At 57.6% G+C, this 16,415-nt stretch carries 8 protein-coding genes and 2 pseudogenes; 5 read left to right on the forward strand and 5 right to left on the reverse strand.

Annotated features, from left to right (window positions below; genetic code table 11):
• Positions 1 to 18: 18 nt before the first annotated feature.
• Positions 19 to 144 (forward strand): annotated as a pseudogene (locus RYC17_RS01250) (IS5/IS1182 family transposase); the annotation flags it as partial.
• A gap of 356 nt (positions 145 to 500) precedes the next feature.
• On the opposite strand, the gene RYC17_RS01255 reads toward RYC17_RS01250, so the two are convergent.
• The 4 genes and pseudogenes from RYC17_RS01255 to RYC17_RS01270 all read right to left on the reverse strand — a co-directional run bounded on the left by RYC17_RS01255 (position 501) and on the right by RYC17_RS01270 (position 10,492).
• Complete coding sequence (locus RYC17_RS01255; protein ID WP_316902284.1) at positions 501 to 6,083, reverse strand: DUF3320 domain-containing protein; 5,583 nt, start codon at positions 6,081 to 6,083, stop codon at positions 501 to 503.
• A gap of 457 nt (positions 6,084 to 6,540) precedes the next feature.
• Positions 6,541 to 6,825: pseudogene (locus RYC17_RS01260) on the reverse strand (integrase); the annotation flags it as partial.
• A 338-nt stretch (positions 6,826 to 7,163) separates the two neighbouring features.
• Positions 7,164 to 8,816 carry a methyl-accepting chemotaxis protein gene (locus RYC17_RS01265; RefSeq protein ID WP_410478440.1) on the reverse strand — a complete coding sequence of 551 codons (1,653 nt, stop codon included), beginning with the start codon at positions 8,814 to 8,816 and terminating at the stop codon, positions 7,164 to 7,166.
• A 98-nt stretch (positions 8,817 to 8,914) separates the two neighbouring features.
• Positions 8,915 to 10,492, reverse strand: coding sequence for a sensor domain-containing diguanylate cyclase (locus RYC17_RS01270; protein WP_316902399.1), 1,578 nt, complete (start codon positions 10,490 to 10,492; stop codon positions 8,915 to 8,917).
• Between the two features lie 238 nt (positions 10,493 to 10,730).
• On the opposite strand from RYC17_RS01270, the gene RYC17_RS01275 reads away from it, so the two are divergent.
• Complete coding sequence (locus tag RYC17_RS01275) at positions 10,731 to 11,423, forward strand: hypothetical protein (protein WP_044317378.1); 693 nt, start codon at positions 10,731 to 10,733, stop codon at positions 11,421 to 11,423.
• Between the two features lie 107 nt (positions 11,424 to 11,530).
• On the opposite strand, the gene RYC17_RS01280 is transcribed toward RYC17_RS01275, so the two are convergent.
• The gene (locus tag RYC17_RS01280; protein WP_122280798.1) at positions 11,531 to 12,718 is read right to left on the reverse strand and encodes an MFS transporter; all 1,188 of its coding nucleotides are present in this window, start codon (positions 12,716 to 12,718) and stop codon (positions 11,531 to 11,533) included.
• A gap of 110 nt (positions 12,719 to 12,828) precedes the next feature.
• Between RYC17_RS01280 and RYC17_RS01285 the strand changes: the two genes are divergently transcribed.
• The 3 genes from RYC17_RS01285 to RYC17_RS01295 all read left to right on the forward strand — a co-directional run bounded on the left by RYC17_RS01285 (position 12,829) and on the right by RYC17_RS01295 (position 16,410).
• Complete coding sequence (locus RYC17_RS01285; RefSeq protein ID WP_058408130.1) at positions 12,829 to 13,455, forward strand: TetR/AcrR family transcriptional regulator; 627 nt, start codon at positions 12,829 to 12,831, stop codon at positions 13,453 to 13,455.
• Between the two features lie 101 nt (positions 13,456 to 13,556).
• A complete protein-coding gene (locus RYC17_RS01290) occupies positions 13,557 to 15,410 on the forward strand; it encodes an ABC transporter ATP-binding protein (RefSeq protein WP_122260018.1) in 1,854 nt (617 codons plus the stop codon).
• A gap of 124 nt (positions 15,411 to 15,534) precedes the next feature.
• Positions 15,535 to 16,410 carry a LysR family transcriptional regulator gene (locus tag RYC17_RS01295; RefSeq protein WP_122260058.1) on the forward strand — a complete coding sequence of 292 codons (876 nt, stop codon included), beginning with the start codon at positions 15,535 to 15,537 and terminating at the stop codon, positions 16,408 to 16,410.
• The last annotated feature ends 5 nt before the right edge of the window (positions 16,411 to 16,415 follow it).

Genomic DNA, 16,415 nt, shown 5'->3' on the forward strand with positions numbered 1-16,415 from the left:
AACTGTTGAGCCCATACTGTCAAGGTGAGATTTCGCGGGCTGGCCAAGAACCATGCACATAGAACCACTTTGTTTGCCTTGTCGAACCTATGGATGTCGCGGCGACGTTTATTGGACATGGCAGGACAGGTGCGTCCGCCATGAGACAAATGGGCCCGATGGCCCTTCTGCAAGGCAAAAAACGGGTTTGAAAAGCGTTTTTTCGGGCCGTTTTTCTGATTTGCTGTCCCCACTCAAGTAAATTTCACCTTGACTTGGGTATTCACGCCTGAATAGTCGCGTGCTTCAGACCATCCCTAGAAAACGCAATATTCCACTACTGTCATTATCCCTACCTTAAGTTGTGCCTGTAAGAGGTTACGCATACGAAAGGCTGATGCTCAGATTTCCACGCTAAATAACGGTCTGCCCAGCAGTCCTCATCGTGTCGCCAGACGCCTCACCGACCGCAAATGTCTTATGACACTCTAGGACCGGTCAGGACGCCCCCAAGAAAATAGCTACTCCGGAACTTTCAGGAGGCCTTCTTCATCAACCAAACGACCACAGGCGACGACGTGCTCGACCATCGCCGCCACACGTTCTCGTACCGAAGCCGAGATAGCTCGGATGCCGATGGCGCGCGCAACGCGTTCGATGACCTGATCGCGGTTCGCGCCAAAGTTACGCGCTACGACGATGACGATGGCCTCTGCAAGTTCTGCCTCCGGTAGATACTCCGCCCGGCGGAGCGCCAGTGAAGATACCTGCGAACGATCGCGTGGAACGACAGGCGCGCTGGCCATGGCGAGCCAAACGCCGTCACGCACCACAGAGTTCTGGCGGACAGCCACATCGATGGCCCTTTCGACGGCGTCCTGAATCCGGCTACCAGCTCGCTTGGCGCCCCAGGCGTCACGGATACGGGACACGACCTCATCGGTATGCACGGGTCCCTCTATACGCACAACATTAACCGCAATCTCGGTAAGAACGCCGGTCGGGGTATCGTGGATTTCTTCCGAACGATGTGTTGGCCGCTGTGGGTTCGCTTCGACATACGGTTCGAAGGTGAAATCACCGTCTTCCGTCCTCAGCTCCCGTTCGATGGCAGCTGCATCGACAGCCTGCTCTTTTGAAAGGACCTCCTCGACTACGCGCTCGTCGAACGCAGCACGAGCCGCATCGATCTGCCGGCAGACAAGGTCGAGTTGCTCTTGTGGACGCTGGAACCAATCGGTGCTCCAGATACGGTGGAGGTTCCAGCCATGATCGAGCAAAACCTGCTGGCGAAGACGGTCACGGTCCCGGGCGGACTGGGCGCTATGATACGACGCGCCATCGCACTCGATGCCCAGGAGGAAGCGACCCGGGCGCTCCGGATCAGTCACCGCAAGGTCGATAAAGAACCCAGCCAAGCCCACCTGACGCTGGACACTGTATCCGCGAGATTCGAGAGCCGAGGCAACCTGCTCTTCAAATATGGAATCAAAGTCCCGTCCCGTGACGGCAGCCGTGTCGAGCTTTCCCGTGCGGGCATAGCGGAGAAAGATACGGAATGCCTCGATACCTTTGCGGCTGGCGGAAAATGCAGGATCGATGTGCTCATCGGTCGTTGAGGAGAACACCTCGCATCGCTGCTTGGCGCGGCTGATCAGCACGTTGAGGCGACGCTCGCCGCCCTCGTTATTGAGAGGCCCGAAACGCATGGGTACTTTGCCGCCTGGTACGGTCGGTCCATAGCCAACCGAGATGAAGATGACATCCCGCTCGTCACCCTGAACGTTTTCAAGGTTCTTGATGAAGAAAGGCTCACTGTTGCGGCGGTTGAAGAACGCCTCCACCTCCGCTGGCAAACCACGGCGGAGTACTTCAAGCTCGTCGAAGATGGCACGGCTTTGCGACGCGGAGAACGCTGCTACACCCAACGACAGATTCGGATGCATACGGGCGTGCTGGACGATAGCCTCAGCGACTACCTTGGCCTCTGGCCCGTTGACGCTCTTTACCGGTGAACCGAAGACGCCATCCCGAACATGGTGGAAGCGCAGGCCACGCCCACCCTCCTGAGTCCAGGGGCTAGGCACGATGAATAGCTTGTTTTCATAGAACTGGCGGTTGCTGACTGCAATGAGCGACTGGTGGCGACTACGGTAATGCCAGCGGAGCATGCGCATAGGCAGGCCGCGTGCGGTAAACAGCCCAAGGATGCTTTCAACGTCGCTGACCTTCGTTGGCTCATCCTCGTCAATGTCTTCATCGCCACTGGTGAGCTTGGCAAAGAAACTGGTTGGCGGTAGCTGACGAGGGTCACCGACCACAACCACCTGCTTCGCACGAGCCACCGCACCGAGGGCGTCGACCGGCTGAATCTGGCTCGCTTCGTCCATCACGAGCAGGTCGAACTCAAGTGCACCGGGCGGCAGGAACTGCGCGACCGACAACGGGCTCATCATGAAGACTGGCTTCAGGGCGGTGAGCGCAGGTGCCGCGCGTTCGACCAGCTTTCGCAGGGCCATGTGACCCTTCTTCTTCTGAATTTCCCCCCGAAGCACCCCGAGTGGGCCAATCGAACCACTGTCTCTTCGAGGAACATTCTGGTGGTGAGCCTGAACGACTTCGCCTGCCGCCGCTGCGATACGCAGGCGGTCAAGCTCGGCGAACTCGCGGACAATATGGCCGTGGGCGACGCCATCGAAGCGGCCCAGAGCCGGTTCAGCCTTCAGCACCCGACGGTATTGCCCTTCAAAATAAGCGAACTCGAACGCAGCGACCGCGCTCGTTGTCGATAGCCGTCCATCAGCAAGTCGGGCGACGAAATCCGCGCAACCGTCGCGAACGGCCCGTGCAGCACGATCGCGATAGGCCAGCCACCGGTGGAGTTCTTCCTGCTCGGTAACCCAGCGTGATAGCCGCCCTGTCAGGGAATCCAGATGCGCCTCATGGATGAGCGGCGCACCAACACTTGCTGATAGATCGAGTGCAAGCTCATCTGCGATGGCGTGGAAGGCGGTAGCGAGATGCACGGCCTGTTCGTCGAGAGCCTTGGCGCGAGGAATGAGAGCCTCACGCTCATGGACTCGACCGGCCAGCGCGCGGATGTCTCCATTGACTTTGAGCCAGCCAGCGGCTGTCGAGAGGGCGTCCCAATCACTGTCGAGCCCTCGCCACGCGGAGCCGAATAGTGCGCGGCCGAGGCTATCCCCATCTCGTACTCCCTGACGCGCCTCGCGTCCCGCATCGAGCCTTTCAAAAACGGCACAGACTGATTCTGCGCTAGTGGGGGCCTGGATCAGGAAGCCGCTTACCGTCGACCAGGCATTCGTGTGGCGGACGGCGAGCTGCAACAACGACTCGAGGTCGAGTTGTTCAGGCGCGGTGGCGTCGCCGAACGCCTGCGTTGCCTGTGTAAGAAAATCGACATGGACGCCGGACAGGTCGGGAGCGACCTGCGAGAGCAAAAGGCTTACGTACTTCGAACGCTGGGCGACATCATTCTTCTCAGGACCGCGGGAAGCGATGAGACGGGGTTCGGCCCCGAGCCCGCGCAGGGACCGCATCCATTCAACCAAAGCCACGAGCGGCGCGGAGACCGAGCTATCGCCTTGCCAGTCATCACCGAAGGCTGCCTTGCCAAAACTGTCTTCATTGCGCAGGACGCGCCGCGCTTCCTGACCGCGGATCAGGGTATCGAGAGAAGCCAGGGTCACCGGGAGAGGTTGGGCGGGCTGAACCAGGACCGAGCGCATGAGCTTGTTGGCTGCACGCCAGTCGCCACTGAGGAAGCGGAATAGGCTTGTGCCCTTCGCAGCGAGCGCGGCGCGGGCGGGACCTACGTCGATATCCCAAGCGAGCTCCTGGAGCTGACCTGCCAGTGACGTACGAACCCCTTCGAGCTCAGCGACGGTATGGGCGATCTGCCCGGCCCGCTCTACGCCTCCCTCCCATAGCTCGGAAGCGAACGTTTCGGGGCTCGCCGGTGGCGCATTTGCAACCCGCTCGCCGATCTTGGCGAGGCGGGCAAATTCGCCAGCGGTCGGCGCGCATTCGCGGCCCAGTGCGTGAGACAGACCGCGGGCAGCCTGCAATAACGCCGGGATGGCGTCGCGAACGGCGCAGAGGCGGCGAACGGCATCCGCATTGAAGTCACCAGGGCATTCGGTGAGCGCCTGCTGCGCCTCGTGGGTGTCCTCGTCCCATGCCTCAACATTGACTTCGGTCGACAGCGATTGGCGCAAGGCGGCAAAGCGGTGACCCAACGCTAGCAATGTATCGACCATCGAAACGTTTGACCAACCGTCATCTGCCATGGCAGCGGCATCAAGCACAGGCGCCACACTGATGCGCCGGGCGAGTGCGCTGACAGGGACCAGCTCTTTGAGCGTGCGCGGAAACTCGGCTTCAAGCAAACTGGCAGTAGCATTCATGTACTGGCGGGCGTTCTGGAGCTGGCCGCGCAGGGTTTCGATACGAGCGACGAGACGCTCACGATCGGTTGGTAGCATCGCTTCGATGCCCACCCCGGTAAAAGCGTGGTCGTCGGGTGTGCCGATGATCTCAATCCGTGTGACAAGGTCGCTCAGAAGTGTATGGCGCCGTTCGAAACCATCCGCCCCCCAAGCGTCGATTCCCTCCAGAACGACATCGTTGGGCATCACCCCCGCTTGCCGCAGGCGCGCGAGATGACCCATGACCTGGAATGGGGACAGACTGGATGCTGGGTCGACAGCATGGAGCCGCGCTACATGGCCGTTCAACTCGTCCCGCGCTTCGGTCAGGCGAGCAATTAGACTTCCGGTGGGAGCTGACTTCGGAGCTCCGAGATCCCAAGTGCGTCGGAGCTCATCCAGTACCGCGCGCTTGTTAGCCTTGTTGCTGTGGAGTTCCAGACAAGCATCGCCCACGCCCTTTTCATCAAGGCGACGTTTTACCACCTCGAGAGCAGCCATCTTCTCCGCCACAAACAGAACAGTTTTGCCGTCCTTAATGGCCGACGCAACGATATTGGCAATCGTCTGGCTCTTACCGGTGCCAGGAGGGCCCTGAATCACCATGTCGCGACCGCGACGCACCTCATGGATGGCAATAGCTTGCGAACTATCGCAATCGAGGATGTGGAGCATCTCCGCCGGCGGGATGACCGGATCGATGTTGGCGCTCTCGTCGAGCATACCCTCTCCACCAGGGAAGCCGTCGGAGAGCAGGCCTTTGATGAGTGGGCGATCAACGAGTGTGTTGCCCTTAGGCCACACGGCGGGGTCGAGGTCTCTATACATCAGGAATTTGGCAAAGGAGAAGAACCCGACGGTCATCTCATCCCGCAGCACTTCCCACTGGGGCTTGTCCGCCACCGCAGCCGCAACATCCGTAAAATAGGAATCGATATCGAAGCTATCGCTGGCTTCGAAGGCGGGCATACGAAGCTTGTGAATGCGGTCGAGGTATGCTTCCAACGACAGGTTAGATGCGACATCTTCAGCGCGAGCCTTGAGTCGGAATTTCTCGCCCGCCGTTCCGCGGTTCAACTCGACGGGAATCAGGATCAGGGGAGCATGGCGGACGTTCGCTGCATTGTTCGGATCGATCCACTTGAGAGCGCCAAGGGAGGCAAAGAGGACGTTCACGCCCTGTTCTTCTTCGAGCGTCTTTGAATTCAGGTACAGCTCGAGCAGGTGTTTTTGCAGACCCGTGCCCGTGAGCCGAGTCTGGAGCCTTGTGTCGCTGTGACGGGTGAGTACGCCCCTCTCGTCGACGCTGTCGTCGGGTTGGGCAAGCTGGTCGATTTCATCGGACTCAATGGCCGGCTTTGTGTCGTCGGCTGCCGAATCGTCATCGGACTCATCAGTCGCCGCCTTGCCGGCCAGGAAGGTAAACGCCTTTCCCTCCCGAACGAGGAGGCGATAGACCTCGGATGTCTTCTCATCAACGATCGCTATCGCCGAGGTACGGCTCGATCGCGGCATATTAAGGAGTCGATTTCGCGCTGAGAGGTCAAGCAACTGTGTACGCGCCTGCTCAAGCTTCTCGGCGTTGGGGAGCGTGCTCTGGAAAATCGATGCATCCATGGTCGAGCCGGGCGTTGCTGCTTCTGTCTTACTGTCCATCGTCATGTCCCTGGCGGACAATTTCCGCCGAACGAGCCCTTCATTGGGCGATCAGTCTATTTTCGCATCTCGGGCGGACATACGTTGGCTGCCGATAAGGCCAGGAGCCAAGTTGCGACCAGAAATCTCCTTCCAACATCGAAACTGCGTGCGCCTGTTCCAGATAGCATCCATATTAATCCACTGGGAGGCACTTCCAGTACGGTGATTTGATGTCGAGCAATCAATTTATGTAGAGGGCTGGATACGTGTGTCCATGCCGCTTCCTCTGTCACACCATTTGATAGGCTTTAGTGCGCCGTCCTCGGTGTGCGCTTGCCGACGTTTTCGCACAACCCGTTAAAACCAGGGACGACCACGCATGACTATGGTTTTCCTCATGCTCACTGTATCGCGACCTCGGCGACATCACCCCCGGACAGAGCTTGACGACTAGATTGACTTGGCCTTCTTCGTCCTCAAGATATTTGGCATGGTTATAGGCCGAACCCACCTTATTCGGATCAGCATGGGAACAACTGCGCATCTACCCAGATCTTGGGGTAGCCGATCTCTTTCAGTTCTATCGAAATGGTTCCGCGGATGCCGTAGCCAGTTATAAGACTCTCGTAATCCATTCGCTTCAAAGCTGCGTTGGGGGTGTTCTCGCTGATGCGTTTTTTGAGTTCGCGGTGGTGCGCAAGCAGGTGTTTCTTGGCTGGGCGCATTGCTTGCCTTAGAGATCGTAAATCTCGATCGCCCGTATATCCCGCGCTACGTGGGGCACAACTGGGGGCATAGTTTAGTTTTTCCGACCTGAAAATACTGCGCTAGGACCCAGTCAAAATGTTCTTCGGCGATCCCGATATTCTGTAGGGGTCGGCAGGCAGGCCGTTCAGCTGATCATTTCTGCGTTTCCACAAACCATAGAGCTCCATCCACCTCCAGTGGATTTCTACATTGGGGGCACATCTGAGGGCATGCTTTACCTCACTGCACACACGGGCGGCTGTAACTTGATCAAGCAATCAAGCCCTGCGGTGGAAGACCTACTCCTCAAGGCGTTCATGCTGGAACTGGATACAGCCCCCAAAACCGTTCTTACACAACAAACCGATTAACCAACTGATTCAGATTAACCGCCAGCTTCGACATTTCACCGCACGCACTCGCGGTTTGCGCGGCTCCCGCAGCACTCTGTGTCGCAAGCTCACGAATGCTGACCAGATTTCGGTCCACCTCTCGAGCGACGTGAGACTGTTCTTCAGAAGCGGTCGCGATCATGAGGTTGCGTTCATTGATTTGAATGATGGCCGTTGATATTTGATCCAGCGAGGTACTGGCCTCCTGGGCAACGCCAAGTGATTCGGTCGCAAGGTCTCTGCTCGTATTCATCGCCTTCACGGCCAGGTCAGAATCGCTCTGGATGGCAGCAATCATCTGCTCGATTTCTTGAGTAGACACCTGGGTGCGATGGGCTAAAGCCCTTACTTCGTCAGCCACCACCGCAAATCCACGGCCTTGCTCGCCCGCCCGTGCGGCTTCGATGGCGGCGTTCAACGCCAACAGGTTGGTTTGCTCTGCAATGGCCCTGATTACCTCGACAACCTTGGTGATGCTCTGAGCACGGTCTGACAACCCTTGAATCTGCTCGCTCGTGTTTTCAACGTTACCGTTCAGCTTTTCAATTGACTCTAACGTCTGAGCCACCCGCGCCAAACCTACCTCGGTATAGCCTTGGGTACGTTTTGACTCTTCGGAAGCTGACTCGGCATTACGAGCGACCTCATCAACAGCAGCGCTCATTTCTGTGACCGCTGTTGCTGCCTGATTGACTTCATCGTTCTGGGAAACAAGGCCGCGACTCGACTCCTCGGTAACCGCCGTCATCTCTTCAGACGCAGACGCCAACTGATTAGAGGAATCGGATATCTGCATGATGGTGTTTCGCAGGTTTGCCTGCATCTGCGCGAGCGCTTTCAACAGTCTCCCCGCTTCATCAGTCCCGCTTACCAAGACCTCCTTGGAGAGGTCACTGGCCGCGATGCGCTCAGCGACAGACAGCGCGTCATTAATCGGGGAGGTAATACTTTTCGTCAGCAGTAATGCCAAACCGACCGTCAAGATAACGACACCCGCTATCAGGCCTACAACAAGCCACAGGCCGTTTTCATAGAGATCCGTCGCAGTTTGCCCGGCCCGTGCAGCGCCTTCGTTGTTAAAGTTGGTGAGGTCTTTGATCTGCACCTCCATAGTGTTCGTCATTGGACGGATGCTGGTACTCACCAGGCTGACCGCAGCCGCAATATCACCCTGTCTCATCAACGGCTCAAGAATATCCAGTTGCTTGGAATAGGCATCGGCACTGTTTTTTACCGGAATATAAAGCGAGCGCTCCTTTTCATCGGCGATGAGGGGCTCATAGTTCGCCACCGCTTCGGTGAATGCCTTACGGTAGCCAGCGAAGCTTTCAATATTCTTTTGAATGGATTGAGGGTCAGCAAGGCCTCGCTGCGTTTCGAGCCTCAGGCGAAGGGTCGTGGTGTTCATCAACGACGTTTGGCGGATGCTGGCCATCCAATTGAGTTCGACGTCTTTCTCGGCGTCTCTGAGCTTGCCCATTTGCAGGACTGCAAATACCCCCAGCACGAATACCAATGCGATGATTGACGCGAAAAACAAGGCAGCTCGTGGAGCTAAATTGAGGTTTCGGAGGCGCATGCGAGATTCCTGCTTTTCAATGATGGCTGACATATTAAAGAGGCTATCGACCCAAATCTGGAAACTTTAAGCTCGTCGTCGAAAGGCCCTTTGGATGGTAGAAAGCGGTCACGACTTTACAAGACCTCAACTCAGCAGTGGCCTGAATCCAGAACGGGCTGGCCTATGAACTGCTTTCGTGTGGAATGGGCCATCGACCGCCCCTCGACGCAGTTGCGACCTCTGGTTTTGGCGCAGTAAAGAAGTCGATCTGCTTCCCTCAGGGCCGCTGTGTAACCCTCCTTCTCGAGTGCGTTGATCGCAACCACGCCCGAGCTGATTGTTACGTTCCCCAGCGGGCTGGCGGAGTGCTCTATCAGTGCGTTTTCAATGGATAACCTGACCTCTTCGGCAACGCTTAAAGCACCCGTTAAATCTGTGCCAGGCAACAGAATCACAAACTCTTCTCCGCCATATCGTGCGGCCAGGTCGCCAGGCCGCTTGATACCGCTTCCGATAAGCCCCGCTACCTGGCTTAGGCAGTCGTCGCCCCGCAGATGGCCGTAGCAGTCGTTGTATTGTTTGAACCAGTCAATATCCAACAAAATAAGGGCGATGGATGAGTTATCTCGGGAAGCTCGTTCCCACTCCAGTTGAAAGGTAGCGTCGAAACAACGCCGATTGGCCAGATGCGTCAAACTGTCGGTCCTGGCGATGATCTCGAGGTCGGCTCTGGCGATACTCAACTCATTTTCCGCAGTGATCAGGTGCCGGATTTGCCTGTATAGCAAGATGCCGAGTAAAACCAGGGTCAAACTGATCATGCCGACCAGCGCCATGGATCGATATGCATAAGCCCACCAAGGGGCGAATACATGCTCGCAGGACACACCAGCGGCGGCGACGATAGGCAATCCGGACACCCGCCGATAGGCATAAATTCTTTCCACGCCATCCACTACAGACTTGAACACAGCGGTGCCGCTCTCGCTGTATGGCAGATAGCGAGTGAACAGATCACCTTTGGCGATATTGGTGGTCATCAATGCTGCCAGCGTCGGTCGTCGAGCCAGCAGGTCGCCATTGTTCAGCGCGAGGAAAATAACGCCCTTGTCGTCCACATCCATGCGTTTGAAGAATGATTGAAAATAGGCCACAGGCACAGTCGCCAGAGCCACACCTGCGAATGTGCCATCCGCAGTATTGATACGTCGGCTGATCGGGATGACCCGGTCTCCCGTGCTGCGGCTCTCAATGATGGAACCGATGTGGATGGACTCGTCGGCGTTGTCGCGGTGATAGACGAAGTACGCGCGGTCACCGTTGTTTTTTACCTGTATACCTTGAGAAAAAGAGTTGGCGACCCAGTTGCCTTGAGCGTCGTAGATAAAAAGCCCCTGAATGCCGTTGACGTTCAACACGTCCTGAGCCATTCGCTTCGCCAGTCGAGCTTGCTGAGGCCCTTCTACACCATCGTGCTCCACGCGTTCCACGAGATCACGCAGCGTATTATCAGCCTGTCGTACCGTATCCTGAGCTTGCTGCTCGGCAGCAAGAACGATGTTTGAAACCGTAATTGTGGCGGTAGCGACACGCTCACGCCTGGACTGGTTCATCTGCCAGGCTGTAGCCAAAACCAGCGATACACACACCAGGGCAATAAAGCCAATCAGTGCTTTGGTGAGCATGGAAGGCGCGAGCCTGACCGAGGAACGATAAACATGCTTCATGGGGGCGTCATCAAATTGACTTTTGAACGCTTTATGCATCTTTCGTACCCTGATAGCGGGTCTGGCCAGTGCCTTCACTTCTTGCTTGTCTTCGGTTAAAGCCGAGGTGCTGACTGGACCTCCTGGCTAATGGTCCGTGACATCCTCGCGTTGCTCAACTAAATTACGCCCCCCGAAACGCCCTGAGCCTTTCGCGCCTCAAACCTGAAATGCCTCAAACCTGAAATAGTGAAATTCAATGCCTGATTCCCAGACCAACGAAGCCCTGACCTCCTCCAAGCTGGAATACGAAAGCGCAATTGGTCTTTCCCAGCACGTGCCGCAGGCCAAGACCATCAGCGAGATGGTGCTTGATGCGTTTCAGACCGCCAAGGAAAGCGAAGAAATCCGTGAGCTGCGTGCCGCCATTCGTCTGGCGCAGGATGAGCACGATGACGACAAAGCCTACGAACTGATGGGCCAACTGAAACGCCTCAAGGATGCCGAAGCGGCAGACAGCGCAGCACTGGCCGATCTTGGCACGCAGTTCCCGATCAGCCGTATTCTGTCCAGCTACAAGAATGACCCGGCATTTCAGGAACTGGTCTACGGCTTGGCGCTCAAGGTGCTGAACCAGACGCATCAGGCGATCAGCAACCCCACTACCGCCAAGAGCAAGACAACGCGTGCCCGCAAGGAAGCCGAGGTCTACACCATCAGCAAGGATGGCCAGAGTGTCAGCCTGCCGTTGCGCACCCCGCGTTCCAACCTTAATGTCGACCGCGAAGCCCTCGAGTTTCTTGGCTTCACCTTTGTCGGTGAAGGCGATACCGCCGAACTGCAGGAAACAACCTTCGTCGACAATGAAGGCAGCGAGCTGCCGGTGACCCGTAAAAACATCGTCACCGCGCTGCAACAGGGCAAGGCATTCAACGCTTACAGCATCGCCTGATGAATGATCGGCCGGTGACCCGATCACGCCATCGCGGTCGCCTGGCCGACCGCCGTCTGTTGAGCGAAAAGCAAGTCCAGTGGTTGCCTCCAGCCACTGGCACCGATTTACTCCAGAAGCCGATCGCCTCGCGCAAAACCATGAACCCGCGCCCGTAGCGCAATAATCAGGCTCAGCACTGACAACACAAACAAGACCCAGGGAAATACACCCACGCCCCAATGTCCAAGCAGCACACCACCCAGTAACCCACCGCCTGCAATAGCGCTGTTCCAGACGACGACATTCATCGAAAGCGCCACGTCAGCGCCCTCGCCTGCCGAGTCGGCGAGCGCGGTTTGCAGAAGCGTAGCGGCACCGCCAAAGGTCAGACCCCAGATAAATACGCCTGCATAGATGGCCAGGGCCGAGCCAGAAAACACACCCAGGAACACCGAAACCGCCGCGAAGCTCGCGAGGCTGGCCAACACCGTCTTGCGTAAATGACGATCAACCAGCCGACCCGTTACCCAGATGCCCGCCAGCGCAGCGACACCGAATGCCAGCAATACCAAATCGACGTCCCTCGCCAACCCGGCCTCGGAAACAAACGGCGCGACGTAGGTATAAAGAATGTTGTGAGCCAGCATCCAGGTGAAGACCACTCCCAGTACCGAGCGCACGCCCGGGGTGAAAAAGACCTGACGCAATGCCATGCGCCTTGACGCGGACTGGCCAGGATAGTCCGGCACTTTGATCAGCACCCAGACGATCAACAGCAGGGTCATTGCGGACATCAATCCGAATGCCATGCGCCAGCCCATCAATCCGCCCAGCCAGGTTCCCAGAGGCACGCCCAATGACAACGCGATGGGCGTTCCCACCATTGCGATCGCCAGCGCGCGGCCCTGCAATTGGGGAACAACCATACGTCGTGCGTAACCCGCGATAAGGCTCCAGGCCAGCCCCGCAGAGACGCCAGCGAAAAACCTCGCGATCAGGGTCAGCCAGTAGCTGGAAGACAGCGCAGTGACGGAATTGAACACCAGGAAGCCGACAATCGTCAGCAACAAGACTGTTCGGCGACGCCAGCTTTGCGTAGCGATGGTCAGCGGAATGGCTGCCAGCAGTGAGCCCAACGCGTAAACAGTCACCATTTGCCCTGCAAACGATGCCGAGACTCCCAGGCCACTGCCGATTTCGGGCAGCAAACCCGCAGGCAACGTCTCGGTCACGATGCAAATGAACCCTGTCATCGCCAAAGCCAGCAATGCCCCGAGCGGAAGTTTTTCGCTCTGTTTCTCGTCTGTCGTCATTCGAATCTCCCCACTAATATACTGATCGATACAAATATAGGCAGAACACCCCAGGTGGTCAACGACTTATGTATCGACTAGTATTTAAATAATTCTGGAGGAGACCCGGCATGGCACAGATGGGACGTCCGCGCACGTTTGACCGTGACGTGGCAATCACTCAGGCGCTGCATTTGTTCTGGGAGCATGGATACGATGCGACATCCCTGAGCCAATTGAAGGCGAACATAGGCGGAGGCATTACCGCACCAAGCTTTTACGCCGCTTTTGGCTCGAAACAGGCACTGTTCAATGAGGTGATGGAGCGCTATCTCGCCACCCACGGTCGGGTTACCGACAGCCTGTTTGACAACACTCTGCCGCCCAGGGAGGCGATTGAACTCACCCTTCGCCGGTCCGCAAAAATGCAGTGCGAGCCCGATCATCCCAAGGGCTGCCTGGTGGCGTTAGGTCTGATGAGCACGTGCTCGGAAGAGAGCAAGGCGATTTCCGCACCGCTCGCAAAAGCCAGGAACCTGAATCGTGCGGGTATCGTTGCCTGCATCCACCGCGCCATTGCTACAGGGGAATTGCCCGCGACGGTGATACCGGAGGCTCTCGCTGCTGCGTTCGACAGTTTTCTTCTGGGCTTGTCTACACTGGCTCGCGACGATGTTCCACATGCCACACTGGATGCCGCAGTCACTCAAATGATGGGCCTGTGGGATAGTCTGCGTAGTGTTACCGACGACCAATGACCCGCAGGTCCAGACTCATCTGCATTCCCTGGTAACGCCTTGATGCATTGCGCATAGGCGTCCAATGCCAGAATCCTCACCAAATCCTTTCGGAGACCACCATGCTTCGCGCGTTTGAAAAATGGCTCGACCCCTTCCCGCCCGACGAAGTGCCGCCGCCTCCTGACGGTCTGGTGCGGTTTCTCTGGGCCTGCACACGGGGAGCCCGTGGCTACATCCTGGCGCTTGCGCTACTGAGTGCCGGCGTATCGATTTACGAAGCCTGGCTGTTTTCTTTTCTCGGGCAGGTCGTGGACCTGCTGTCGGCCTGGAAGGCCGGCGACGATACGGCCATGCAGGAAAGCAGCGTGCTGTGGGGCATCGGCCTGGTATTGCTGGCCAGCATCGGGCTGGTCGCGTTGCGTACGATGGTCCAGCACCAGGTATTGGCGATCAACCTGCCATTGCGGCTGCGCTGGGATTTCCATCGGTTGATGTTGCGCCAAAGCCTTTCTTTTTTCTCCGATGAGTTCTCTGGCCGCGTCACCACCAAGGTGATGCAGACGGCACTGTCGGTGCGTGAGGTGCTGTTCACACTCATCGAAATCGCGCCCGGAATCGGGGTGTACTTTATCGCGATCATTGCATTGGCCGGCGGCTTCGACCTGAAGCTGATGCTGCCTTTCATTGCCTGGATCGCCCTGTTCGGTCTGGCCATGCTGTATTTCGTGCCCCGCCTGGGCAAAGTCGGACAGGAGCAGGCTAACGCGCGCTCATCGATGACCGGGCGTATCTCGGACGCCTACACCAACATCACCACGGTAAAGCTGTTCTCCCACTCCAAACGTGAAGCGCACTTCGCACGCGCTGCGATGGAAGACTTCAAGCTGACCGGCTTTCGCCAGATGCGTCTGGTCAGCCAGTTCGAGATCGTCAATCAGGTACTGGTGGTCGCGTTGATCATGGGTGCAGGTGGTTATGCACTATGGCTGTGGCACCAAGGTCAGGTCGGCACCGGTGCCGTAGCGGCGATTACCGCCATGGCGTTGCGCGTCAATGGCATGTCGCACTGGATCATGTGGCAAATGACCTCGCTGTTCGAGAACATTGGCACCGTACAGGACGGTATGGAAACCTTGACCCGCGGCCCCAAGGTTGAGGATGCGCCGGATGCAGCCGCCCTGGTCACCACGGGTGGTGCGGTAACCTTTGACAATGTGAGTTTCAATTACAACGGCGAACGTCAGGTGCTCGATGCCCTGAACCTGACCATTCGGCCGGGTGAAAAAATCGGCCTTGTGGGTCGCTCCGGCGCCGGGAAATCCACACTCATCAACCTGCTGTTGCGCTTCTATGACGTAGATGAAGGAGCAATCAGCATCGACGGGCAAAATATTGCGCACGTCACCCAGGACAGCCTGCGTAGTGCCATCGGCATGGTCACTCAGGACACATCCCTGCTGCACCGTTCCATCCGCGACAACATCGCCTATGGCCGTCCCGATGCGACTGACGCGCAAATCCACAGCGCCGCGGCCAGCGCCCAGGCCGATGGGTTCATCAGCCAACTGAGCGACAAGCAGGGCAATAGCGGCTACGACACCCTGGTGGGTGAGCGTGGCATCAAACTGTCGGGCGGTCAGCGTCAACGTGTCGCAATTGCCCGGGTGATGCTCAAGAACGCGCCGATCCTGCTGCTGGACGAGGCCACCAGCGCGCTGGACTCGGAAGTCGAAGTGGCAATCCAGGAAAGCCTCGATGAAATGATGAAAGGCAAGACCGTGATCGCCATCGCCCATCGCCTGTCTACCATCGCAGCCATGGACCGGCTCATTGTCATGGACGACGGTCGCATCATCGAACAAGGCACCCACTCCGAACTGCTCGGCAAGAACGGAACCTATGCGCGGCTGTGGCATCACCAGAGCGGCGGGTTTCTCGGCGAAGATCAGGGTTTGACCGAGGCCATGGAGTAGGTACAAGTGTGAGCGGTCCGCAATGACTGTCGCCATTCGTGATCGCTCACATACGGGCGGGGCAACCCGCCAATAACAAATTTAATAAATGCGTTTTCAGTCAAAATACAATTATTATTTGACCATGATTAAAGAACTGAAAACATTTATTGCCGTGGCCAGAGAAGGGACTTTTGCGGCTGCCGGCAGCAAGATAGGGCTCACTCAGGCCGCCGTCAGTGCGCAGATGCAACGTCTGGAGGCGGAACTCGGTGTCGAGCTGTTTGACCGAAAAGGACGTTCAGCCCAACTCAACCGAATGGGCCAACAGGTGCTGTTACAGGGGCAGGACCTGGTGCGCCAATTCAACGCCCTGGGCACTGCTACGGTGGGGTTGCCCGCTAACGTATTGGTGACTATCGGCGCGATTGCCTCTGTACAGCGCTCATTTCTGCCGCAGGCGCTTGCCGAGTTTCACCAACGATTCGCCGCGTGCAGGACGCGTGTCATCCCGGGGCTGTCCATGGATCTGGTCAATCAGGTGGACGCTGGCGAGATCGACATGGCCGCGATCATTCGCCCACCCTTCTCGCTGCACAGTGACTTGCGATGGACTACCTTGGTGCGCGAGCCCTACCGGCTTATCGTCCCTGCCGATACGCCGGGGGATGACTGGTCGGAGCTGGTTTCAGCTCACCCATTCATTCGCTACGACCGATCGTCGTTTGGCGGCCGTCAGGTTGACCGGTTCCTGCGGCAAACCCATGTCTCGCTGCGCGAGGTATGCGAGCTTGATGAACTGGATGCGATCATCAAACTGGTGGCCAATGGCGTGGGTGTCGCACTGGTCCCAGAAACCGCGAGCAGTCAGGACTGGCCTGCTGGTGTGCGTTCCATCGATTTGCAACAACACACCTTTCATCGCGATATCGGGCTGGTACATCGCGCTCGTCGCAGCCTGAGCGAGCCCGTGCAAGCGCTGGTCGGACTGATTAACCAGCAGGCCCTGAACAAGCACTGACTCAG

It is taken from the genome of Pseudomonas syringae group sp. J248-6 (genome assembly GCF_032586995.1).
In the GTDB taxonomy this organism is placed as follows: Bacteria; Pseudomonadota; Gammaproteobacteria; order Pseudomonadales; family Pseudomonadaceae; genus Aquipseudomonas; species Aquipseudomonas amygdali.